Genomic DNA, 22,455 nt, shown 5'->3' on the forward strand with positions numbered 1-22,455 from the left:
GCAAACATCGTCGTCAGGTAAACGGCTGTCACCCCGCGCAGGGCTTACCGGGTGAGGGCGGCGTCGATCTCGTCCAGGAACCGGGAGACCGGGCCCAGGGTGACCAGGCCGCTGCCCGCGCCCGCCAGTTCCCCGGCGGCCGGGCGGAGCCGGTCGCGCGCGCGTCGCATCGCCGGGCGGTCGCCCAGCTCGACCGCGGCGGCGGCGGTGAGCGCCCAGAGCGCTTCGAGCAGCAGGTCGGCGGGGGGTTCGGGTGTTGCGCGCAGCGCCTCGGCGGCCGCGTCGCGATCGCCCCGCGCCAGCAGGACCAGAGGCCGCGCCCATGGCTCGTACGGCCCCCAGTCGGCCGGGCCGGTCGGCGCGGGACGCCCCTCGCGCACGTGTCGGCAAAGCAGGGCGAGCGACGGCAGACCGTCCTGGAACCCGGGCATCCCGGACCCGTCCAGCCGATCGACGGCCGCCCGGTAGGCGGCCTCCGCGTCGTCCCCCGACGCGGCCAGCCGCAACGCCCGGTACCAGGCCGTGAACACCCCCACCAGCGGACGTTCATGCCGCTCGGCCAGCCGTTCCACCGACGCCGCGTGCCCGTCCGCCGCCTCGAAGTCGCCGCGCGCGCTCCGCGCCTGCATCCGGATGAGATGCCCGAGAACCTGGTAGTTCGCCAGCTCGTGCCGTTCCGACAGCGCGACCAGCTCGGCGCCGATCTCGTCCCGCCGCGGCGCGAGCCCCGCGCGCTCGAACGTCTGCATCCACACGCCGTTCAGCGCGAAGGCCAGCAGGACGGGATCGTCCAGGCGGCGGGCGATCTGCTCCGCCTCGCGCGCCGCCTCCCGCGCGCGCCGCGAACCGGAGCCGCGCGACTCCAGCGCCACCGTGGCCAGCAGGCGGGCGCGCGTCGCGTCCGTCCCGCCGGACGGGAGGGCCGCGAGGGTGCGTTCGGCCGCCGCGACCAGCTCGGCGGCCCGGCGCGGATCGTCCAACCGCGTCCAGACCGCCGGGACGTCGTACGCGCCGATCACCCTTGCGGTCAGCTCCGCGTCCCCGAGCTCCTCCGCCGCCGCGACCGCCGCCAGGCGCCGCTCGCGCGCCGCTTCGAGCCCGCCGCCGCCCGTCACCGCGAGATCCCGCAAGATCCCGACCGTTGACTCCAGCCTGGCGCGCGCGCCAGAAGCCCCTGACCCGACCGTCCGGTCATAGACAGCCGCAGTGTCCGCCCAGACCCGCGCCGCCGCGTCCTGCCCCTGGAGATGGTCCGCCTGGCGAAGGACGTCTTCCTCCAGTTTTCGCAACCCCGGCCCTGGGTCGATGCCCAGCTGCTCTACCAGCAGCCCCCGTGCCCTTCGAAGGACGGTGAGCGCGTCTGCCTGGCGTCCCGTCCGGTAAAGCGCGAGGGCCAGCAGCCGCCAGGTGTCCTCGCGCCAGGGATGCTCGGCGGCGTGCGCGTCCAGGTCGGGGACCGCCTCGGCGGCGCGCCCGAGCGCCAGCATCGCCTCCGCCCGCCGCTCGACCGCGTGCAGCCGCAGCTCCGTCAGCCGCGCGCGCTCGGCCCGCGCCCAGCCCTCGTCGGCGAAGTCGGCGTAGGCGGGGCCGCGCCACCAGCCGAGCGCCTCGTCCAGGATCCCGAGCGCCTCCCCGGGCGGACGGTCCGTCGCCGCCGCGCGCTCGAAACGCCAGGCGTCGACCTCGTCCTCCCCGGCCCGCAGCGCATACCCCGGGCCCTCGGTGACCAGCGTCCGGGACGGCGTGCGCGGCGGCCGGTCCGGCTCCAGCGCCCGGCGCAGCGCCGCGACGAACGTCCGCACCGCGCCCACGGCGTCCGGCGGCGGCGCGACCCACAGATCGTCGACCAGCCGCGACACCGGGACGACCCGTCCGCGCGCCACGATCAGCCGCGCCAGCACCGCCCGGTGCCGCGGGCCCTTCAACGCGACCGTGCGGCCGTCGCCGTCCCACGCCGCGACGGGCCCCAGCACCCCGAACAGGACGTCCACCCAGGCAACGCTACTCATCCGATGCTCATTCACGGTGTGCAGCCTGGGGACATGGAGAACATCACTGGATTCGACTACAAGCGCGTCCGCGTCGCGGACGATGTGTCCCTGAACGTGGCGGTCGGCGGTAGCGGAAGCCCCATCGTCCTGCTGCACGGCTTCCCGCAGACCCACCTGATGTGGCGCCACGTTGCCACGGACCTGGCTGCCGACCACACCGTCATCTGCCCCGACCTCCGCGGGTACGGCGCGAGCGACAAGCCCCTTAGCGGCTACGCCAAGCGCACCATGGCCGAGGACATCGTCGCACTGGCCCGCGCCCTCGGCCACGACCGCTTCGCCCTGGCCGGACACGACCGCGGCGCCCTCGTCGCCTTCCGCGCCGGGCTCGACCACCCGTCCACGATCACGCACCTGGCCTGCCTGGACGTCCTCCCGACCCTGGACATGTGGGACGTCATGCACGGCGTCAGCGCGGCCGTCGGCTTCCACCTGTACCTGATGGCCCAGCCGCCGGGACTCCCCGAACAACTCATCGCCGGAGCCCCGGACGCCTTCTTCGGCCATTTCCTCGACCTGTGGACGAACGACCCGTCCGCCATTCCCGAGGACGTCCGCGCCGCCTACCTGGACGCCTGCCGAGCCGCGATCCCGTCGATCGTCGCCGACTACCGCGCGTCCGCCGGAATCGACGTCGAACACGACGAGGCCGACCGTTCAGCGGGCAATACCCTGAGGATGCCGGTCGCCGTCCTCCAGCAGGACTGGGGCGCCGCCCTCGGCTACGACGCGGCGGCGGTATGGCGCGCATGGGCACCCGACCTGCGCCATTCCACCGTCACCTGCGGCCATTTCATGGCAGAGGAGGCGCCGGCCGAGATCACCAAGGCCCTGCGCGACCTCCTGGCCCGCTAGGTCGGCCAGACCAGGCACTTCGCGCTGCCGGACGCGATACGGCCCGCCCCGACACCGAAATGGACGACCTGGAAACGCACCCGGTAGCCGTTGCCCACCATGTCGGCGGGAAGGCTGTAATGGACGAACGTACCGCCTTCACTCGCCACGTACTCGGCGACCGGCCCCGCCGACACGTCCCCGCCCGCCTCCGCGTGCTCGATCGCCCGCGCCTGCAATTCCGTTCCCGGCTGGAGCCCCTCCACCCGGACATTGGCGGTCAGCGCGTAGCGGGCGGGGCCGATGACAAGGGACGGGCCGCCCTTGTCCCAATGGTGGTGCGCGGTGTCGCCGTACTCCTTGCCCCAGTTGACGGTGACCCATTGCCCGGCGGGCAGCTCCTGCGACTGGTCCATTCCGACGGACACATAGTCCGGCATGTCGTCCTCCTCGATGTCGTCGGCGGGCATACCGTCCCGCACCCAGGCGTACAACTGGTCGCCGGGGCAGTTCGTCGAATACACGTCGCGGTGCCCGAGCTTGCGGAGCGACCGCCCGGCCCGCCGCACGGCCTCGTCGTACACGGCCCGGATGGACCGCTTCGCGGCCGGCGTCGCGTCCCCGTCCCGCCCGATCATGCACACGCCGATCCCGGACGTGTTGTGCCCGGGCGCGTGCGCCCCGACGACCAGCCAGCCGCGCCCCTCATAGACCCGGCCGTCGACGTCGACGAGGAAGTTGTAGCCGATGTCGGCCCAGTTCCGGTCGTCCATGTGAAAGTCCTGAATGGACCGGACGGACTGCGTCGTAGGCCCCTCGGAGTAATGCACGACGAACTCGGAGCGTTCCGCCCAGGTCACCGTGCTGCGGGCCCGGGGAGCACGCGCTCCCCACTCCGCCCGGCTGATGATGTCCACGGTCGATCCTCCACCTAGCTCGCGGTTACGCCCGAAAAGCGTAGGCCCACTCGACCGGCGCCCGTCCCCACCCCCCGAATTCAGGCCCCAACCGCAGGCCGCGACCCATGCTTCCCACCAATCCCGGCCTTACACACCCGCGCCGACTACCAGGGAGGCCCACCCTGAGTAGCCGCCCAAACCCACACGTAAACGATGAACCCAGCCGCCACCAGCCCCAACAACAACTCCCAGTTGACCGGCGAGTCCCCCCGCCGCCGCCCCCGATGAACCATTCCGCTCCCCTTTTCCCCCGCCACCTTCCCCCTGTAGCCGCAAGCCTTCCAACTAACCCCACCGCGCCCCCACGTTCTGGTGAACGTCAGGCTTGCCGCGCCCAAGCACTGTGCCGAGCCCGCGCCTCCAAGAGGAGGAGCGCACGAAGCCGCTCCCGCGTCCGCCCTCTCGTCTTGACGGCATGGCAGTTGGGACAGAGCGCGATCATTTGAATCGGATGATCGCGCCCCCATTGCCCCCGATCCTGCACGTGGTCAACCTCAAGAATGGGTTCGCCGTTCTGGTTGACATCATCGGGCTGCCCGGCACACAACGGATTCTCACAACGTCCTCCACTGCGAACCAGCACGGCCCGAACCGCAGCCGCAGACCGCACAGGCTGCTCCCGCGTACTGCGCGTCATCCGCTCATGGTCGCCCCGAGCCTCAGCGGCCTCAACCGTCGAACAAAGACTCCAATAAAGCTCCAGCGGCGCAGAACTCCGAGACGCTGCAGCGCTCCCGCTGGCTCGCAGCCCAACCCTCGCCAGCAACCCTTCGGGAACGCTCCCACCAAAGAACCGCGCACCAAGCGACGCAACAGCCTCCGCCCGCGCACCTTCACTGGACGCGAGAAGCTCATAAGCCCAGACCGCAAGCCCGCAATTGGGATTCTGCTCATCAAGCCAGGGAACCGGATTACCATGCGCCGCCGGAACGTCCCCCACATGCCCCTGCAATTCCCACAGTTCCGTACGGGCCAACGCCAGAACCGGAAATTCAGGGGTCAGCCGTGAACCGGGCTGCCCATACTCACGCATGAGATCGCTCAGCTCGAATCGCGCGTCCCGCCACGCGACCAGGCGCGGCCGCCGGTTCGCGGCCCTCCCCATCGCCCAGAGAAGCGTTATCGGTTGGTGCCGGACGGGCCTGTCAGCGGTACCGGCGGTCCGCAACGCCCCAAGCAGCTCCACCATCCGCCGCCGAGGCGAAGCCGGTTCGGCGACGACCACTTCGAATCCCAGCCGCTCGAGAAGCCGACCGACCGTCTGCCGACCACCAGAGAACTCATCCGCGGCCAGCGGCCGACCCGCCGCATACCGATGCGCCACCCCGACGATCGCCTTGGAGTCGTAGTAAACGCCCTCGTAGAAGAGGAAGTACCGGCGCGCGGGATCAAACCCGTATTCCTCCAGAAACCGACCGCGCCCAACCCGATCACACTCCGCGACGGCCTCAAGCACGGCCTTCCGCGTAACAACCGACAGATCCACCCAAGCATGATATGCCCGAAATGATCGGCTACCTGGGCGCCCTCACGCTCTGAAAATGGCAATGCGCGGATAGGCGCGGTCATCGCGGGCCAGCAAGCGTGAAACCGGGCCGTTGAGAAAGACGGACGGGCAGCGGCCCTTGAGGACAGTGCGTCCCGCGCGGCGGCGTGCGCACCGTCAGGAGGTACCGATCGACGGCCTCCGCCACGCAAGCACTGAGGAAGTAGTCGCCATGCCCGACACCGTCATAGGTGAGCAGAACAGCGTCCGGAATCTGCCGAGCGGCATTGACCCCCCACGGATAGGGGGTGGCGACGTCATAGCGCCCATTGGTCACGAGAATCGGCGGCGTGCCCTTGATCCGATATGAACGTTGCGGATTGCGCGCCCCGGGCAGGTACCCCTTACAACCGAGAATGTCGGTCCAGCCGAGCGGATTGACCCGGGTGTGCGGCGCCACCCTCCGAGCCGCCGCGGCCAGGGCACGCACCTGACGAAAATCGCGGACCGGAAACTCGAAGTCGGCGCACAGGATCGCCTGATACGGGTCTTCGACCACGTCCTCCCTGAACGCCTGCCTAGTGCGCGCCCCCTCCTGAAGCCCGGCGAGCTCGGTTCCCAGGCCCGGCCAGAAACCCGGGTCGTACATGCTTCCGAGGAGCCGGCGAGACAGCTCCTCCGGCGGAATCTTCGTCCCCGGATTCTCCGGATCGTCGAGCTCGCCCTTGTCGGCCTTGGCCATCAGCTCGTCCACGACCTTGACAGCGCCTTGCTCCCGCAAGGCGCATTTGTCGCTCGTCCTGCACCAGGCGGCGAACTGACCGAAGCTCTCTTCGAGCGCGCTGGACTCAGTGAGCAGATAGCGACGCGCAGTGGTCAGACTATGATCCATATTGCTATCCAGTACCAACGCACGCACACGACCTGGAAACTGTTCGGCATACTGCTGCCCGATCAGAGTCCCATACGACACCCCGTAATAGGAGATTCGCCGCTCACCCAGCGCAGCACGAATCGCATCCAGATCCTTGACGACGCTGCTGGTGTCAACATGGTCGAACAACGGCCCGGTCAGCCGCCGACACGCCTGTGCCCGCCGCGCATTACCAGCGACGAGCCTCTCGAGCTCCTCCGCACTGGAGGGGAAAACAGACGGCGTCTCGCTGTCCGGACACAACACCGGATGGCTGCGCCCGACCCCACGCGGATCGAACCCGACAATGTCGAAGCGCCGGACGATCTCAGGGCCGAACACCTGATCCGCGAACATCGTGAAGTCCACCCCTGAACCACCTGGCCCCCCAGGGTTTATCAGGAGCGAACCCACCCGCCGCGCCGGATCCAACGCGGGCCGACGCGCCAGCGCCACACTGATCCGCTCACCCGCGGGCCGAGACCAGTCGACCGGCACGGCCACCCGCCCGCACTGAACCGCCGGATCCTCCGGACAGGGCGTCCACTCAACCGCCCCACCCGCCGCCCGCGCCGTCCCCGGCACTCCACCGACTAACGCCACGCAGAGCGCCAACCCCACGACCACCCGACTACCCCGCAAAGCAACCCCTCGCCCCTCAGAAAGCACCGACCCACCAAACACCGACCGCCCCCTCGATATCCCGAATGATCGACTTTGTCCACACACCTGACCTTCATGGGCCACCAACAAACACGACCAACCGATCACGTAAGCCGGGCACAGGACGACATTCCCCCACTTCAACGCGCGGTCGGGAGCGCAGCATAAAGACGTGCGCGATCGTCTCCAGCCTGACGCCTTTGGCCTCGGACGATGCAGGGGCCGTCCTCTGCGCCCTCCCTGTCATGCCAGTGCTCCCGCATCCTCGACGACTGTCCGAGGTAGAGCCCATAGTCGATCCATGACAGGACGCGCGGACCTCTCCCTGGAACTCCAGCTGGAGGCCACCCATGATGAAGCCAAGGCCGAGACCACCCAGACCGCTATCGATGGAGTCCTCGTTCATCTGCGGAGCAGCAAGGACCGCCATAGGCGAGGCGGAAAGCGCCTGGTCACTCTTCTAGAGACTGCCCGAGCGGCAGCCGCGCATGCAGAAGAATGGAACGTGGTGCGCCTCCTCCAGGACTCCCTCGACTATGCCGAGGACCGCATCCTGCAGCCCGACTTCGACGAACGCTACCGCCTCTTCCAGGACGGCAAACGAAGCAAGTCGAAGCGCGACTTCGTCGCGGCCTCGCTATCCATCGCCCATCTCTACACAGCCGAGGCGATCCAGGAATACGCCGCTGAGCATCCCGAGTGCACAACCGCCGAACTGGTCGAGCACTTCAAGGAACTGAGCAGGGACGCACGTCTCCTTGACGCCCCCGATGACCGTCCCGGCAGGTACCGTCTCGTCCGGGGCCGCGCGGAGCTGTCGCTCTGGCTGGAACGAGTGCTTCGTGAACGCATCGATGTCGAGAACCCACTGGAAGCCGCCCAGCGCATCGCGATGTCACCGGAGGCGTTGCACCTGCTCGCCTCTGACAACGACGGGGCAATGCTGTTTCGCGCTCTGGAGATGCAGCGACGTTGCGCCGCCCTCGAAGGATTACGCATAAACGTCGAGGACCCGAACGCGTCCGAATTCGACCTGCAACGCGCCCTTCATGATCAATACTGGATCTTCGGTGGACGCTACGTCGGGCAAGCCGTCCAGCGGCGCCTGGTCCCCGGTGACGAACTCGACATAGCACTGATCCGTGGAGACGGCTCCCTCCACATAGTGGAGCTGAAACGTGCGATGAGTATCAGGCACAATTTAGTAAAGCGCTACCGCAACTCATGGGTGCCCACATCGCAGGTCCACGACGCCGTCGAACAGGCCCTGAACTACCTCGTCGGCCTCGACGAAAACAGAGAGATGATCCGCTCCAAGTTCGGCATCGAGACACGCCGAGCCAGCGCCGTCGTTCTGATCGGTCACCCAGCGGCCCAGCCGACCGTTCCCGAGCAGGAGATCAACGAAACCCTCCGAACGCTGAACAGCCACCTCAGCAGAGTGGAAGTCCTGACCTACAAGGAACTCATAGATAATGCTGAACGGGCCCTCGACACCACGTCCATCTGACGCCGCGATACCGCACTGCTGAGTATGCCCAACCCAAGCAGACAGAAGTTCCCCCGACTGCGTCCAGCACACCTGGTCTCGGAGCCGCCGCGCTGCCGGAGGCCTCAAACAGATTTGTTGACCATCTCACCCGGCAGCGTCCACGACCGAACTCGATCGATGAACTTTGGGCAGTGCCTTGTGTTAGAGGAATCGCGATAGTCGGACGCCTGTGCCGTCCCGCCTCCGGAGAGGATCTCCCACACATCTCCCACAAATGGGAGTGGCCCGCCCCCTCATGGAGGGGACCGGGCCTCTGACCAGCGTCGGGGTGGCGGGATTTGAACCCACGACCTCTTCGTCCCGAAGCAACCCAGGCGAATCGATCTCCGTCGAGGTCAACTTGGAGCCGAACGGGGTGCCTCTCACCTGCATCAACGCTCGGATGGAGTCGCGGTGAGTCCGGATGGGTCCCGTGCCGTTCGACGGCATTGGCTCCCGTTCTGGCTCCCGTGGCTCCCTCCCGGCGTAGGAGAAGAGGCCATATGGCAAGCAAGATCAACGACACGCACATGGTCCTCACGGTGAACAGTGCCGTGATCGCCAACGCGGCCCTCGTCGATGGTGCCTGGCATGTGAGTACGTGGCCAACGCCCCTCAATCGCCACCAAGCCGCAGCCGGACCTCTCGACGGGGCCCGTTCGTCTGCCGTGCCCGCGGCTTAGCCGGGCAGGTGCCCGGGGCCCATGCCCAGCCAGACAGGTGAAGCTGAACCTTTACCAGGCATCGTCGGCCGAAGTGGGCCATCTCGCTACAGTCGTGCCTGCCGGAACGACGGCAGCCAACTTTGTCAGCGGTCACGGCTAGTGTCGTGAGCAGCAGGGAGGACCAGCGCATGGCAGCACGGGACCGAGACCGGTTGGTGACAAACCTCCAATATTGGCTTTTCGCCGCAATAACGGTATTGGCGGGAGTTTGCCTCTTCTATGTTTCGGGGACTAAGTGGGGGAAGTCTCATGAAAGTATTGCAAGTCTGCTCAACCAAATGGGCGGATTGCTGATTGCCTCTGTCGCGGTCGCCACGCTGTGGGATCTCTTCGGACGGCAGTCTTTGCTACGCGAGGTCCTCAATGTCGTGAAACTAAATGACTCTGTTGTTAGTGCTGGACTGGAGTCAGTTGGTCTTGACTACAACAAAGCAATCGACTGGGATGAACGGCTGACGTCTGCCAAAGAACTGGATGTTTTCGCCGCTTGGGCGACCACCTGGAGGAACACACATCAGGCCAAGTTGTCGGCTCTCGCGACCCGAAGTGGCGCCAAGATTAGAGTGTGCATCCCAGATCCTCAGAATGACGCATGCGTAGATGCGCTTGCGACTCGTTTTAATCGGGGACAGGACGAAGTGCGATCCAAACTGGAGGAGGCAATCGAGGACTATAAAAGGTTCGATGGCAGCGCAAGGTCAGGGCGAGTTGAAATTTACACCACTCCTGTTTATAGAGCCTTCTCGGCATACCGTATAGATGAGCTTTTTGTCGTGACGCTCTATCATCACAAAGAAAGTAGAAGTGGCTCTGTTCCGGTATTCGTCTTTCGTAAGGATAAAGAGATGTTTGATTTCTTTCGCGATGACCTGGAAGGAGTATTGGCCGGAAATGCGACGAAAGTATATCCGTGAGCAAGCAGTTGAGGATGTACAACTCCTTTCGGGGGACCTAACGCCCGAAGTCTATGCTCGTCTATCCGCCAGCCGCGAGGTTGCGTGGGACATCGAGACCGACGGCCTTGACCCACTCGCGGCAAGCATCGGGACATGTCAGCTCCACGCCCGTGGAATAGGCACTTACATCGTGGCCAGAGTTTCCGAGGGCTCACCCCAGCTCTTGGCGCGGCTACTTTCAGACGAAGACGTGCGAAAAGTATTCCATCACGCACCTTTTGACCTGTCCTTTATGTCCGCGGCTTGGAGTGTTTCTCCGAACAATGTAGCTTGCACTAAGATCGCTGCAAAGATCTTGCGCCCTACTGCGCCTTCGGAAGAGTATTCGCTCAAATATCTGATGTCGCAACACTTTGGAGTAAAACTCGAAAAGCACATGCGTTTCAGTGATTGGATGGCCGACGCGCTGTCTGACGCTCAAGTGCAATATGCTGCTCGGGATGTACTAAAGCTCCTGGACCTGCATGATCTGTTGGTTGAAATGCTCAAAGCGGACGGAGTGTACGAGATATATGAGAAGTGTTGTGCTTTCCTTCCCGTGCATGCTCAACTCAAGGTCCGGGGATGCCCAGACCCATTTAGCTATTGAGTTCTGGCTAGCCGCAAACCCCAAAACATGGCGACGGCTGTGGAACAGTCAGCCTCAGTGGGAACCTCGAAGGCCCCAGTTACGCCCTATCCAGTGCGTGACTGGGGCTTTCGCATGTAGCTCTACTTCACCGGCGACGCGCCCGACCATACCCGCTCAAAGCTCTCCAGGTACATGCTCGCCATGTCACCCTCCTCAGTCCTTCGCACATGCAGGATCGGCGCATGCGATGCGGCTATGCCGTAGGCATGGGGATTGATCAATAGGTCGTCATCGGCGCGGTAGATCGAGTTGTAGAGGACGGTGTCATGCAACCGGATCTCAACGCCGTCCACGTCCCGTAGGGCCTTGTAGTGGACGAGAGCGTTTCGGATCTTCGCAGCCATCGACTCGCCCACGCCCTCGTCCCTTCCGCGCTCAGCGACGCACGTCCCATTCGGGTCGCCGAGGACGACCCGCACACGGACGTCCCGATGCGCTCTGTCGGCTAGTGCGCGCATGATGCCCATGTCCTCAGCGAGGAAGAGGCCCGCGTAGGCCAGGATGCCGATCTCGTCCCGCGCAGATTGAAAGAGGTGTTGCCAGACCGGACGCGGGACGGCCCATCTGTGCGGGTAGGTCGCCAGGACGTGAATCGCTGGTGATTCAACTCGGACGTTCGCTAGGGCGAGTTGGGGCCACAAGTCCGCCTCGTCCCTCCCGACGAGTGACGCGACCCTCGTTCGGTGGCGCGGGTAGGGCACTCGTCCGGCGACCCATCGGTGGACGGTCCTGGGGTCCACGTCCAGGCGGTCCGCAACGTCCGCTTCGGTCAAGCGCGCATCGGCAAGTGCTCGCCGCAACAGGTCGTTCACCGGACCTCCACCGACGCAAGTGAGAACGGCACGCAAACGACGCTAACAGAAGACGTCCCTAGACGTCCCTAGATGCCGATGGAGAGGTCCCGACGCGCACGGAAGGCTCTGACGCACCGCGAAGACAGCACTTCGCCCCCCAAGGGACACGCAAGTCAGGGAGAGCCACCATGCCCAGCGACCGGCCCCAGAGGGCCACCCCAGCCGAGACCGAATCACACGCGGCAAAGGAAGCACTCGCCGCCCTGCGCCGGGACTTCACCGGTCACCGGATTTGGCGCGCCACACGATGGGACGGGAGTCTCGGTGACTGGGTGGCCAGCTTGCGCGACCCGTCCGCCGGTGTGGACCCCACGGTGATCCAGACGAGCCCCGCCGCGCTGCGCGAGGCGCTCGTCCACGAGGCCGAGCGTGCCGAGGTGGCGCGCGCCGGGACCTGGTGATGGCGCGAAATCATTCCTCGCAGCCTTCGCCAGGAGGGGCCGTGAGTGGGAGCGCGGCCCCGTGGGGTGGGGTGGAGGTGGCGCGGTCGGTACTCGTTCCCTCGAACGCACCGACCGCGCCCTCTCTGCCCACCTACAGCGGCCCATGGCGCGCACGCTGGCATCTCACTCGCCTCGCCCACGCCGTCCGCCGGGACGGCTGGACGACCCAACTCCGCACGGAAACCCCCCGCACGCTCTTGCGTGTGTACTCAAAAGCCGCACCCGCCATCGGCGAGAGCATCTCCGTGGCATGGGGAGACGGAGCCTGGTGGTACCAATCCAGCACCGGCCTCTGGCTCACACCCTGCAAGCACGTCGACCTCGCCGCGGAAAAGCTCAGCATCTTGCTTAAGCCGTGGATCTCATCGGCATTCGACGCACTGAGGGACGAGTAGATCTGACATGGCCCGCCGCACGGCATGGGGCGCCTACGCCCGCATCACGACCGCGCTACGCCAACGCATCACCGACGGCACCTACGCCCCTGGCGCCCGCCTGCCGGGCGAGGTCGTCCTCTGCGTGGAGTTCGGCGTGGCCCGCAACACCGTGCGGCGGGCCCTGTCCGCCCTACAGGACGAGGGGCTCATCAACGTCCGCACGGGCGTAGGCCACTTCGTCCGTGACGAAGCCGCCCCACCTCGCACCCGTTCGGAGCACATCGCCGCGCAGCTACGGCAACAGATCGAGAGCGGTCACTTTCTGCCCGGCGATGCGCTCCCTGGCGAGATGCAGATCGCCCGGCGATACGGCGTATCCCGTTTCACGGCTCGCACGGCCCTAGTCGCCCTTGAAACCGCGGGTCTGGTCACCTGCGTCCACGGCAAGGGGCGTTTCGTCCGCCAAGACGTCCCTAGATGATCCCTCCACGCCCGTGGACGTCCATGCGCGCCCTCGTACCGTCGAATCCATGAGGAAGAACACAGCCGCATGGGCACGCGACCTCGCACGCAAGCACCTGGAGACCCCACTCCCTCGTCGCTGGGCCCACACCCAGGGCGTGGCTCGCCAAGCCCGCACGCTCGCCCCTACTCTCGGCGACAGGGCCGACCTTCTAGAGGCCGCCGCTTGGCTGCACGACATCGGGTACGCCCCCGACCTCGTCGAGACAGGGTTCCATCCCCTGGACGGCGCACGCTACCTTCGCGACTCCCACCATGCCGACACTCAACTGTGCCAATTGGTAGCTCACCATTCCTGCGCTCTAATCGAGGCTCGCGAACGTGGGTTGGCGGACGAGTTGTCCGATGAATTTGCACCGGCAAGCGGATACTTGAGTCGTGCTCTCATCTACTGCGACATGACCACTACGCCGGATGGGGAGGTTGTCTCGGTCGCCGAGCGCCTAGCCGAGATACGCGAGCGCTACGGACCGAATCATCTGGTTACTCGCTTTACGCGCTTGGCGGAGCCGCATCTCGTTGACGCAGTGACTCAAGTACAGAAGAAGTCTCGCTACCTTGGACTATCTGTTTAGGTGCCTCCGCAGACCCTCTCGGGGCCCACTCAGAGAACAACCGGCGAGTCTCGTCGTTCTAGGTAGTGGGCGATTCGCAACCGCATTGAGCGATCCATCTGCAGCGATCCTGTATCTTCGGTCGCTATCCAATGAACTTCACTGGATTCGCTACTAGCGGTCGGACGTCCACCGATCGGGCGAGCAGTCAGCACGATAGAGAATTCTTGCCGGACCTCATCGTCGCTCGTATAGTGGATCACGTGTTTCGGATCTGAGTAGATGCCGACTACTCCCGTGATCTCGCAGTTGATGCCCGTCTCTTCGAGAGTCTCGCGAATTCCCGCCTGGCTGACCGACTCTCCGAGGTCTATCGCACCCCCCGGCAATGCCCAGTTATCGTTATCCGTACGGCGAATGAGAAGTATTCTCCCGTCATCGCGGACGACAACGACATTCACCGACGGGACGAGGCTGTTAGCTTCGGGTGCAGCAGGGTCGTCGTAGTAGTCGATTCGCCGAGCCATACATCAACCCACGGGGATGGGTGCCGCGCCTTCCCAGACGCGCTCAAAGCTCTCTAGGTAGGTATTCACGAGGTCGCCTCCCGCGATGCGGCGTAGGTGCCATACCGGCGCTAGCGCGGCTGGCATTCCGTAGACGTGGGTGTTAATCAAGAGCTGATCGTCCGCACGATAGATCGAGTTGTACAGTACCGTTCGGTGACTGCGAAACTCTACGCCGTCCTGTTTACGAAGGTTTTTGTAGAGGACTAGGGCATTGCGGATTTTCGCGGCCATTGCGTCGTCTACGCCCTCGTCGGCGCCGCGTTCGGCGACCTGGGGACTTTCAGGGTCGCCGAGCAGGATACGGACGCGAACACCGGCTTTGGCTTTCTCGGCGAACGTGCGTTGAATGCCCGTGTCCTCCGAGAGGAACAGACCGGCGTAGACGAGGACGCCGATCTCTTCCTCAGCGGAAGCAAAGAGACGTCCCCAGATGTCCCTAGGTACGGCCGTGCGGTGTGGATAGATCGTCACCAGCTCGCCGGTAGACGCCGCGGTGACCTGTTCGTTGGACAAGGCGTCCGGCCATAGAAAGGTCTCGTCTACGCCCAAGCGCGAAGCCACTGCGTAACGATGCCGCCGGTACGGAGTGCGGCCTTGAGTGATCCACCGTTCTACCGTCTTTTGATCCACGCCGATCGACTCGGCGAGCATGGCAATGGTCAGGCCCTGCTCTAGCAGAGTGGCGCGTAGGCGTTCGTTCGGCATGCACCCGTCCGGGTTCCGGGACGTCCTAGGACGCGGTCAACCCTATGAGGACGTCATGAACACGTCCAGTCATGTGGTGATCTCGTCCCGCAGGTCAGAAGCACTCTCTTTCTCGGTAGCCACCGATCGCCCGGACCGCCCCCGCCGGACACGGGCCTTTCGAGAGGAGGGATCTCACATGATCCTCATCCTGGCCGCGATCATCGCTGTCTTCCTCGCTGGTTCCACCTGCGGAATCTTCGCCATGCTCGTCATCGGCATCCACGCCGAGGAGCGCCGCGCCTCGCGGGGACGCCCCGAGACGTCCCGCGTCGGTACGGCGTCCAGGCGTCTGCTCAGCACTCGCACGTGCGACGACACGCCGGGCCGCGTCCCGGCGGGGCGGTGACCATGCGGCGAATGCCTCGCATCATCACCGGCCACTCGTGCGTCTGTGGCGCGCGTGTCGAGCCCGGTAACCGGCGGTGCCGCAAGTGCCGTGCCCGTGCCCGCTGGCTGCGGCGCGGGCACGGCTCCCGCTACCCGGACCTCTGGCTGTGAGGGAGTGACTCCGTGGACGTCTCCGTTCCCCTGGTTGTGATCCTCGGCGCCGCGGTGTGGATCGCGTGACGATACATGGGACTGCGCGGCTCGCACATCGCCGTGTGCCTGCTGTTCGGGTTCTTCCTCGCCGCCACCGATGCCGCGCCGGAAATCCGTCGACTGGTTTCCGTCCTCGTCCAGTCCCTTTCTCAGCACTGACGTTCCCGACCGAAGGGAGGGATGCCCTAGTGCCTGACCAACCGCCCCACGTCAAGGTCAACATTCAGGAGGTTCGTACGCGCAGCCTCGCCGCGCGCGAGATCGTCACCAATCTGTCCGATGCGATGCCGTCCATTGAGGACTTGTGGCTCCATATCTACGCCGCACTCGCGGACGTCACCGCACTCATCTCCGAAATCCATCGGCTGTCCGGCGCGCTTTCCAAGGCTCGACGTGACCACGCGAATCTCGCTGCCGCTGGACGCGCGACCCTCAAGGCCGAACGCGACGCGGAGTCGGATCCGCTGTACTACTTGCGCGACGAGCTTCGCGCGCAAGGGCACCTTCCCCCGGACGCCTGGGGGCGCTCATGAGCCGGACACGTCAAATGCGGCGGCATGCGCAGAAGATGCGCCGCAACGGGCTTCAGCCCATGGTGATCATCGACCGTGACGACCAGTTCCCGGACGTGGCCGCCGTGCTCGTCATGCGGGCACTGTGGCGGTACCGGTCGGAGCTGGCGCCGGGTTATCTGATGGCCGCTCTCGTTCTTGGGGGTGCGGGCTTGCACCTGACACACCCGGAATGGTGGCCGTGGATGCTGGGTGCCGCTACAGCGCTCGCATCGGCGCTTGCCTTGTCCGGGGACCGGGGCGGGCTCTCCCTGCGAATCGAACGGGTCTATGCCGCCATCGTTGCCATGGGTGCCGGTGGATGGCTTTCCGCCGCTACGGCGCTGGGCGTCATGTTCCAGCCGTTGCCTCTCATGCTGGCGGGCGGCGGAGTCGTACTCGCCGTGCCCTGGTGGGCACATCGGCGCAGGCGCGCCAAAGTCCGTGTCGATCGGCAGATAGCCGCGTGGCCGGAAATCGCGCAATCGGTCGGGCTCTCCGGATCACGCGCACAGTCCGCGGTAGTGGACGTGTGGGGATGGCGCGCACGATTCGCGCTGGCACGCGGCCAGACGATCCAGGACGTTATCGGGAGGATTCCGGCACTTGAGTCGGCTCTCGGCACGTTCCGGGGCGCGGTGCGCGTCTATCCGACGCGCGACGACAAAGCCAACCGGTTTGAACTGCGGGTGCTCGACACAGACCCGCACGCCGACGCGATTCCATGGCCTGGACCGTCAGTCTCGTCCATTACCGAGCCGATCGACCTCGGCCCGTTCGAAGACGCCACCGGCGCGCGCGTTCTGCTGCTGCGACGTCACGGGCTGATCGGGGGCGTGGCAGGCTCGGGAAAGAGCGGCGGAATCAACGTCCTGATGGGCAATCTCAGCGCATGCCGGGACGTGGTCATCTGGGCTATCGACCTCAAACGCGGTATGGAACTCATGCCGTGGGCGTCCTGCATCGATCGACTCGCCACCACCCCCGAGCAAGCCCACGCCATGCTCCGCGACGCCGTCACCGTTCTGGAAGGACGCGCCGAATACCTCGCAGCCAACGGACGGCGCGTGTGGGATCCGACGCCGGAGTTTCCCGCGCTCGTCATCATCGTGGACGAGTACGCCGAACTCGCCGAGGATGCTCCGGAAGCTGCGAGCGATACGGATTCGATCGCGCGGCGGGGACGCGCCGTTGCCGTGACTCTTATCGCGGCCACTCAGCGCCCGACACAAAAGGCCATGGGCAAGGGTGCCGTCCGGTCACAGATGGACGTCCGCATTAGCTTCCGCGTCCGGGAGAGGAAAGACGTCGATCTCATCCTTGGGCAAGGGATGCTCAGTGCCGGATGGCACGCTCACACCCTGGACGCGCCGGGCAAGTTCCTCCTCTCCGCACCCGAACATGACACGCCTCGGCGAGGCCGCGCCTACCTCCTCACTGACGACACCGTGACAGAGACCGCGGAGAGGCAAGCGTCCATCCGTCCGCCGTTGGACGAGGTCTCCCTGCACGCCCTGGACGAGGCACGCACGGCACCGGTTCCCGCATCGACCGCCCCGCCGGATCCATCCCACGAGGATCACGCCGAGACCGTTCTGAGGGATGCCCTGGACGGCGCACCGGACGAGGGCCTCCCGATCGCACACCTCCTGCTGATCACGAACCTCAGCCGTCCGACGCTCTATCGACGCCTCGCCGAGTTCGTGAAGACGGGCCGCGCCGTCCAGGTCGGACGGGGCCGCTACAAGGCGTCCGATCACGTCCAGTAGTCGTCTCAATGTCTCGTCTCACGCGCGCGTCTGCACGTATGGGCGGTTGAGACGTCCGTGAGACGAGACGCAGACGAGCACTCACCGTAACCAAGGAGATGATCACAACCCACACCGCACAAGACCCCGGGCGATCCCCCGGGCGAAAGGAGGTGGTGTCTCGTGCAGGCGTACACCGTCGAGCAGGTAGCCGAGATCCTCAACATCGGACGGGACAAAGTCTACTTCCTGATCCGCACCGGCCAACTCCGCAGTCTCAAGATCGGCAAGCTGCGCCGCATCACTGACCAGCACCTCGCCGAGTTCGTCACCTCCATGGAACAGCCCTCCCACGAAGTGACGCACTGAGCCCAGCCGCACGGAAGGTTCAGTCGGTACGCCACGCCCCTGCAAACGACCTCCTGACCTAGGGACGTCTAGGGACGTCTTGTGTTAGCGTCCCTGGTGAACGGCCCCACCCCATAAGAGGAGGGATGGATATGAAGATCGTCATCGGCCGTTATGAGGGGACGATCTACCCCGAGGGAGACGGCTACACCGGTGCCGTCTCCCTCGGGTTCGGCCCCGACGGCAGGCGCAAGCGGCTCAAGAGGAAGGGACGCACCAAGCAAGACGTCAAGGACAAACTCAACGACGCGGTCAAGGACCTGGAGTCCGGCGTCAGGAGTCCCGCGAACTACAGGGTGGCCAACGCCGTTGAAGACTGGCTTTCGCAGGGGCTCAAGAAGGTCGATCCCAGCACTGTGACGACCCTCCGCATTCTCGCTGACAAGCACATCATTCCGAGCATCGGCAAGACCAAGCTCATGGACTTGCGTGCCGACCACGTAGACGAATGGCTCGATGGCCTCACGACGAAGTTGTCCAGCCGTTCCCTGCAAGGCGTCCATTCGATCTTGAAGCGAGCCATCCGGCACGCCCAGGCTCGTGACAAGGTCGTGCGCAACGTCGCGGAACTCGTGACGACACCGAAAGGCAAGGCCGGACGTCCTAGCAAGGCACTCACCCTCGGCGAAGCCACCGTCGTGCTGGAGAAAGCAAAGTCGTCGCGGCTACATGCCTACGTCGTCGTCAGCCTCACAACCGGCATCCGGACGGAGGAGGCTCGCGCCCTTCGCTGGGTTCACGTCGTCGCATGGGTAGAGGACGAGGGCGCATGGCGTCCGGTGACCGAAGTGGGCTTCGATCACGAGAGGTTCGCCATCTATGTGTGGCGGTCCGTCCGCGCCCACGGCGACACGAAGACGGAGAAGTCTCGCCGTACGCTCGAACTCCCGACCCCAGCGGTGGAGGCTCTCCGCACGCATCACACCCGCCAAGCGGCCCAGAGGCTCAGAGCGGGTGGGGCCTGGCAGGACAACAATCTCGTCTTCTGCTCACCCATCGGCACGCCCCTCGACGCGGCCAACGTCCGGCGAGCGTTCCGGCTGATCACCAAGAAGGCGGGTATCGGAACGAACTGGACGCCGCGCGAACTTCGTCACTCGTTCGTCTCGATCATGAGTGACAGTGGCGTGCCGTTGGAGAACATCGCAGACCTCTGTGGGCACTCGTCCACGGCGGTCACGGAAGAGGTCTACCGGCACCAGCTCAAGCCGGTCATCACGAAGGGCGCCGAGGCGATCAACGCCGTTTTCGGTGCCGCCAAGTCCGCGTAAGTCCGGTGACGGTGGCTCCCCGTTTGGCTCCCCGTGGCCTTGAAGATCGAAAAAGGGCCTCGGATGGAACTCCGAGACCCTCTCTCACCTGGGACTTCTCTGTCGGGGTGGCGGGATTTGAACCCACGACCTCTTCGTCCCGAACGAAGCGCGCTGCCAAGCTGCGCTACACCCCGGTGGTGGCTGCCCGGGAGTCGTACGTTCTCCCGGCGCCTAGTACACCTTAGCGGATGGCGGGGGGTGGTGCGTCCCTAATTAGCTGGGCGGTGGGCCGTGAAGCCGGCCACGGCGCCGTTGGGGGCCAGGTGGATGTCGGTCAGGCCGGCCGTCGTCAGCCAGGTGCGGAGGTCGGTGAGGGTGCCGGATGGGCCGAAGTAGCCCCGGCGGCGGAGGAGGGCGTAGAGGGCGTCTGTGCGGCGGCTCGTGCGGAGGATGAGGGTGGTGCCTCTGAGGGTGCCTCCGGGGCGGAGGACGCGGGTCAGTTCGCGTAGCGCGGCGGCTGGGTCTGGGAGGCAGTGCAGGCCGTTGTAGGTGACGCAGGCGTCGAAGGTTCCGGAGGGGAAGGGGAGGGCGTAGATGTCGGCCTGGACGAGGGCGGACGTCTTGCGGCGGGCGCGGTCGAGCATTGTGCGGGAGAGGTCGGCGGCGACGTGGCGGGGGTTGTCGCGGACGGCAACACCGCCGCCGGAGGGGATGTCGAGGGTGAGGGCCGAAGGGTCTTGGGCGGCGATCGCCTGGTGGAGGTGGCGGATGTCGTAGTTCCAGAGGAGGCGCGCTCCGAGGCGGGCGAGGACGGGGTTCTGGACGACGCGGTCGTAGCCCGTGACGGAGCGGCGGTCGGTCCTCCAGTGGAAGGGCATCAGCGCGGGACGAGGGTGAGGAGCGTCGCCTCGGGCGGGCAGCAGAAGCGGAAGGGCGCGGTGGGGGACGTCCCGAGGCCGGCGGAGACGTTCAGCCAGGAGCCGCGGTGGCGGTGCAGGCCCTTCACTCGGGGGCGGTCGATGCCGCAGTTGGTGGCGAGGGCGCCGTAGAAGGGGACGCAGACCTGTCCGCCGTGGGTGTGCCCGGCGAGGAGGAGGTCGTAGCCGTCGGCGGCGAAGCGGTCGAGGTTGCGGGGCTCGGGGGCGTGCATGACGCCGAGGTGGACGTCCGCCTGCGGGTCGACCGGACCGGCGATCTTGTCGTAGCGGTCGCGGTCGATGTGGGAGTCGTCGATGCCGCCGAACTCGACGTCCAGGTCGCCTACCTTGAGGCGGCCGATGCGGTTGTTGAGGTCGAGCCAGCCCGCGGCCTGGAGGGACGATCCGAGTTCGCGGTAGGGGAGGTCGGGTTCGCGGCGCCTGCGGGAGTAGTCGGACTTGCTCGTCCGCCAGATGTAGCGCAGAGGGTTCTTGAAGCGCGGGGAGTAGAGGTCGTTCGAGCCGTAGACGAAGACGCCGGGACGGTCGAGGAGGGGGCCGAGGGCGTCCAGGAAGGGTCCGATGGCGTCGCGGTGCGAGAGGGTGTCGCCGGTGTTGACGACGAGGTCGGGCTCAAGCGCGTTCAGGGAGCGGACCCAGTGGATGAGGCGGGACCGGCCCGGCGTGAGGTGCGCGTCGGAGATGTGCAGGATCTTCACGGGCGGGCGGCCGGGCGGCAGCACCGGAACGTCCACCCGGCGGAGGCGGAACCAGTTCCGCTCGATCACCGAGGCGTACCCGAAGGTCGCGGCGCCCGCGCCCAGCAGGGCGAGGGGGACGGCGTGAAACTTTCGCACACCTCCATGCTTCCAGAGATGTGCACCTCTCGGTAATCCCGATGCGGCTTCCAGTGCGGCCGGATGTGGGGGGACGGCGCCGGGGACGGGCATCATGTGGTGCATGACCTTGAAGGAGAAGCTGGAGACCGACCTCTCGGCGGCGATGAAGGCGCGAGACGAGGTGCGCGTCCGCACCCTGCGCAGCGCGCTGACCGCGGTGAAGAACGAGGAGGTCGCCGGTAAGCAGGCGCGCGAGCTGTCCGACGAGGACGTCGTCAGGGTGCTGACCCGGGAGGCGAAGAAGCGCCGCGAGGCGGCGGCCGCCTTCGGTGACGCGGGACGGGACGCGCAGGCGAAGGCGGAGCGGGACGAGGGCGAGGTCCTGGACGAGTACCTGCCCGCGCAGCTCGCCGACGAGGAGCTGACGGCGCTGGTGGCGGACGCGATCGCCGCGACGGGCGCGGCCGGTCCGCGGGCGATGGGGCAGGTCATGAAGGCCGTGAACCCGAAGGTGGCCGGACGCGCCGAGGGCGGCCGCGTCGCCGCCGAGGTGAAGCGCCAGCTCACCGCGTGAGAAAGGGCCCGGCGCGAACGCCGGGCCCTCCGGATCCGGTCAGCGGCGTCGCTGGCGCCGCTCAAGCGCGTCGGCGCGGGACCGGCGCGACGGCGCCAGGACGTCGACCAGGACTCCGGCGCCTTCGCCCGGGGCCGCGTTCCACCCGCGAAGCTTGTCCGCCACCTTTCTCAGCAGCGCGTCGTCGGGGCGGACGTCGATCTGGAAATGCGATTCGGCGGGGGTGGCGAAGTCGCCGCCCCATTTCACGGCCCCTTCGCAGTCCGCGAGGATGTCGCGGATCGTGACCAGTTCGTGCGGGAAGAAGCCGCCCTTCGCTCCGTCCGGGTACCAGCCGGGGCGGATGTCGATCGCGGTGCCGGACGAGTGGTTGCTCTCCCACCCGTGCTCGAACAGCAGGCGCGGGGGCTTGAACCCGACGACGTCGCCGTTCTCCAGGGTGTCGATCTCGTAGTGGAAACGGCGGATCACATGGGTGAGCACGATCGCGGCGTCGCCGATGCGAAGGGCGACCGAGACGTCGCTGCCGGGCACCTTCTTGGTCCAGATGGAGCCACCGGCGTCGACTCTCTTCTCCATCGACCAGCCGTTGGCGCTGCGCCTGCCCGTTTCCACTCGGGCCCTGGCCTTCTCGATGGACTTCTTGAGGGCGGCTTCCTTCTTCGGACCCGGACCGGGGGCCGCACTGGCAGGCGCCGCGAGCGCGCCGATGCCCGATCCGGCGATACCGGCGACGGCGGCGGCGCCGGCCGCTCCTTGGAGTACTGCGCGTCTTGTGGGGCTGTCGTCACTCTTCATTGCAGGACGGTC

The 22,455-nt window shown here is 66.2% G+C and carries 24 protein-coding genes and 1 tRNA gene; 14 read left to right on the forward strand and 11 right to left on the reverse strand.

Going from position 1 to position 22,455, the window contains the following annotated elements; all coding sequences use genetic code 11:
* Nucleotides 1-44 precede the first annotated feature (44 nt).
* Nucleotides 45-2,009: an AfsR/SARP family transcriptional regulator gene (locus FXF68_RS09620; RefSeq protein WP_222869875.1), complete on the reverse strand. Its 1,965-nt coding sequence runs from the start codon at nucleotides 2,007-2,009 to the stop codon at nucleotides 45-47.
* Nucleotides 2,010-2,042: 33 nt separating this feature from the next.
* On the opposite strand from FXF68_RS09620, the gene FXF68_RS09625 reads away from it, so the two are divergent.
* Complete coding sequence (locus FXF68_RS09625) at nucleotides 2,043-2,906, forward strand: alpha/beta fold hydrolase (RefSeq protein ID WP_148758582.1); 864 nt, start codon at nucleotides 2,043-2,045, stop codon at nucleotides 2,904-2,906.
* Here the strand turns inward: FXF68_RS09625 and FXF68_RS43760 are convergent.
* The 3 genes from FXF68_RS43760 to FXF68_RS09650 form a co-directional block, all read right to left on the reverse strand.
* The gene (locus FXF68_RS43760; RefSeq protein WP_246178596.1) at nucleotides 2,903-3,802 is read right to left on the reverse strand and encodes an N-acetylmuramoyl-L-alanine amidase; all 900 of its coding nucleotides are present in this window, start codon (nucleotides 3,800-3,802) and stop codon (nucleotides 2,903-2,905) included. The two genes, FXF68_RS09625 and FXF68_RS43760, sit on opposite strands and share 4 nt — an antisense overlap.
* A gap of 361 nt (nucleotides 3,803-4,163) precedes the next feature.
* A complete protein-coding gene (locus tag FXF68_RS09640) occupies nucleotides 4,164-5,330 on the reverse strand; it encodes an HNH endonuclease signature motif containing protein (RefSeq protein WP_222869876.1) in 1,167 nt (388 codons plus the stop codon).
* A gap of 79 nt (nucleotides 5,331-5,409) precedes the next feature.
* Nucleotides 5,410-7,014: an alpha/beta hydrolase gene (locus FXF68_RS09650; RefSeq protein WP_342787113.1), complete on the reverse strand. Its 1,605-nt coding sequence runs from the start codon at nucleotides 7,012-7,014 to the stop codon at nucleotides 5,410-5,412.
* Nucleotides 7,015-7,207: 193 nt separating this feature from the next.
* Here FXF68_RS09650 and FXF68_RS09655 point away from each other — a divergent pair, with 193 nt between their 5' ends.
* From FXF68_RS09655 to FXF68_RS09665, 3 genes are all read left to right on the forward strand, one after another.
* A complete protein-coding gene (locus FXF68_RS09655) occupies nucleotides 7,208-8,416 on the forward strand; it encodes a Shedu anti-phage system protein SduA domain-containing protein (RefSeq protein WP_148758584.1) in 1,209 nt (402 codons plus the stop codon).
* 874 nt (nucleotides 8,417-9,290) lie between these two features.
* Nucleotides 9,291-10,076 carry a hypothetical protein gene (locus tag FXF68_RS09660; protein ID WP_148758585.1) on the forward strand — a complete coding sequence of 262 codons (786 nt, stop codon included), beginning with the start codon at nucleotides 9,291-9,293 and terminating at the stop codon, nucleotides 10,074-10,076.
* Nucleotides 10,027-10,707, forward strand: a complete 681-nt coding sequence (locus FXF68_RS09665) for a 3'-5' exonuclease family protein (RefSeq protein WP_148758586.1) — start codon at nucleotides 10,027-10,029, stop codon at nucleotides 10,705-10,707. The genes FXF68_RS09660 and FXF68_RS09665 overlap by 50 nt, the downstream gene beginning before the upstream one ends.
* Nucleotides 10,708-10,829: 122 nt before the next feature.
* Here the strand turns inward: FXF68_RS09665 and FXF68_RS09670 are convergent, their stop codons facing one another.
* A complete protein-coding gene (locus FXF68_RS09670; RefSeq protein ID WP_148758587.1) occupies nucleotides 10,830-11,561 on the reverse strand; it encodes an XRE family transcriptional regulator in 732 nt (243 codons plus the stop codon).
* A 314-nt stretch (nucleotides 11,562-11,875) separates the two neighbouring features.
* Between FXF68_RS09670 and FXF68_RS44425 the strand changes: the two genes are divergently transcribed.
* The 3 genes from FXF68_RS44425 (at nucleotide 11,876) to FXF68_RS09680 (ending at nucleotide 13,520) form a co-directional block, all read left to right on the forward strand.
* On the forward strand, nucleotides 11,876-12,004 hold the full coding sequence (locus FXF68_RS44425; protein ID WP_281292187.1) for a hypothetical protein: 129 nt from the start codon (nucleotides 11,876-11,878) through the stop codon (nucleotides 12,002-12,004).
* 444 nt (nucleotides 12,005-12,448) lie between these two features.
* Nucleotides 12,449-12,904, forward strand: a complete 456-nt coding sequence (locus tag FXF68_RS09675; protein ID WP_148758588.1) for a GntR family transcriptional regulator — start codon at nucleotides 12,449-12,451, stop codon at nucleotides 12,902-12,904.
* 49 nt (nucleotides 12,905-12,953) lie between these two features.
* Complete coding sequence (locus tag FXF68_RS09680) at nucleotides 12,954-13,520, forward strand: HD domain-containing protein (protein WP_148758589.1); 567 nt, start codon at nucleotides 12,954-12,956, stop codon at nucleotides 13,518-13,520.
* A 29-nt stretch (nucleotides 13,521-13,549) separates the two neighbouring features.
* Here FXF68_RS09680 and FXF68_RS09685 read toward each other — a convergent pair whose 3' ends face one another.
* Nucleotides 13,550-14,026 (reverse strand): NUDIX hydrolase, encoded by a 477-nt coding sequence (locus tag FXF68_RS09685; protein WP_148758590.1) that lies wholly within the window; start codon nucleotides 14,024-14,026, stop codon nucleotides 13,550-13,552.
* Nucleotides 14,027-14,029: 3 nt separating this feature from the next.
* Entirely contained in the window at nucleotides 14,030-14,773 is a 744-nt protein-coding gene (locus tag FXF68_RS09690) for a helix-turn-helix domain-containing protein (RefSeq protein ID WP_148758591.1), read from the reverse strand.
* Nucleotides 14,774-14,951: 178 nt separating this feature from the next.
* Between FXF68_RS09690 and FXF68_RS09695 the strand changes: the two genes are divergently transcribed.
* From FXF68_RS09695 to FXF68_RS09720, 6 genes are all read left to right on the forward strand, one after another.
* The gene (locus tag FXF68_RS09695) at nucleotides 14,952-15,161 is read left to right on the forward strand and encodes a hypothetical protein (protein ID WP_148758592.1); all 210 of its coding nucleotides are present in this window, start codon (nucleotides 14,952-14,954) and stop codon (nucleotides 15,159-15,161) included.
* A 227-nt stretch (nucleotides 15,162-15,388) separates the two neighbouring features.
* Nucleotides 15,389-15,514: a hypothetical protein gene (locus FXF68_RS44430; protein WP_281292188.1), complete on the forward strand. Its 126-nt coding sequence runs from the start codon at nucleotides 15,389-15,391 to the stop codon at nucleotides 15,512-15,514.
* A gap of 29 nt (nucleotides 15,515-15,543) precedes the next feature.
* Complete coding sequence (locus FXF68_RS09705) at nucleotides 15,544-15,888, forward strand: hypothetical protein (RefSeq protein ID WP_148758593.1); 345 nt, start codon at nucleotides 15,544-15,546, stop codon at nucleotides 15,886-15,888.
* Entirely contained in the window at nucleotides 15,885-17,675 is a 1,791-nt protein-coding gene (locus FXF68_RS09710) for an FtsK/SpoIIIE domain-containing protein (protein ID WP_148758594.1), read from the forward strand. Before FXF68_RS09705 ends, FXF68_RS09710 begins: the two co-directional genes overlap by 4 nt.
* 162 nt (nucleotides 17,676-17,837) lie before the next feature.
* Entirely contained in the window at nucleotides 17,838-18,023 is a 186-nt protein-coding gene (locus tag FXF68_RS09715) for a helix-turn-helix domain-containing protein (protein WP_148758595.1), read from the forward strand.
* A gap of 131 nt (nucleotides 18,024-18,154) precedes the next feature.
* Nucleotides 18,155-19,333 (forward strand): site-specific integrase, encoded by a 1,179-nt coding sequence (locus FXF68_RS09720; protein WP_246178598.1) that lies wholly within the window; start codon nucleotides 18,155-18,157, stop codon nucleotides 19,331-19,333.
* 102 nt (nucleotides 19,334-19,435) lie between these two features.
* On the opposite strand, the gene FXF68_RS09725 is transcribed toward FXF68_RS09720, so the two are convergent.
* The 3 genes from FXF68_RS09725 to FXF68_RS09735 all read right to left on the reverse strand — a co-directional run bounded on the left by FXF68_RS09725 (nucleotide 19,436) and on the right by FXF68_RS09735 (nucleotide 21,089).
* Nucleotides 19,436-19,509: transfer RNA gene (locus FXF68_RS09725), tRNA-Pro, on the reverse strand.
* Between the two features lie 75 nt (nucleotides 19,510-19,584).
* Nucleotides 19,585-20,193, reverse strand: coding sequence for a class I SAM-dependent methyltransferase (locus tag FXF68_RS09730; RefSeq protein ID WP_148758597.1), 609 nt, complete (start codon nucleotides 20,191-20,193; stop codon nucleotides 19,585-19,587).
* Nucleotides 20,193-21,089, reverse strand: coding sequence for a metallophosphoesterase (locus FXF68_RS09735; protein ID WP_187437834.1), 897 nt, complete (start codon nucleotides 21,087-21,089; stop codon nucleotides 20,193-20,195). The genes FXF68_RS09730 and FXF68_RS09735 overlap by 1 nt, the downstream gene beginning before the upstream one ends.
* 103 nt (nucleotides 21,090-21,192) lie before the next feature.
* On the opposite strand from FXF68_RS09735, the gene FXF68_RS09740 reads away from it, so the two are divergent.
* A complete protein-coding gene (locus tag FXF68_RS09740; protein WP_148758598.1) occupies nucleotides 21,193-21,645 on the forward strand; it encodes a GatB/YqeY domain-containing protein in 453 nt (150 codons plus the stop codon).
* A 39-nt stretch (nucleotides 21,646-21,684) separates the two neighbouring features.
* Here the strand turns inward: FXF68_RS09740 and FXF68_RS09745 are convergent, their stop codons facing one another.
* A complete protein-coding gene (locus FXF68_RS09745; protein WP_148758599.1) occupies nucleotides 21,685-22,443 on the reverse strand; it encodes a M15 family metallopeptidase in 759 nt (252 codons plus the stop codon).
* Between the last annotated feature and the right edge of the window lie 12 nt (nucleotides 22,444-22,455).

The sequence above is a fragment of the Actinomadura decatromicini genome, from assembly GCF_008121305.1.
Lineage (GTDB): Bacteria > Actinomycetota > Actinomycetes > Streptosporangiales > Streptosporangiaceae > Spirillospora > Spirillospora syzygii.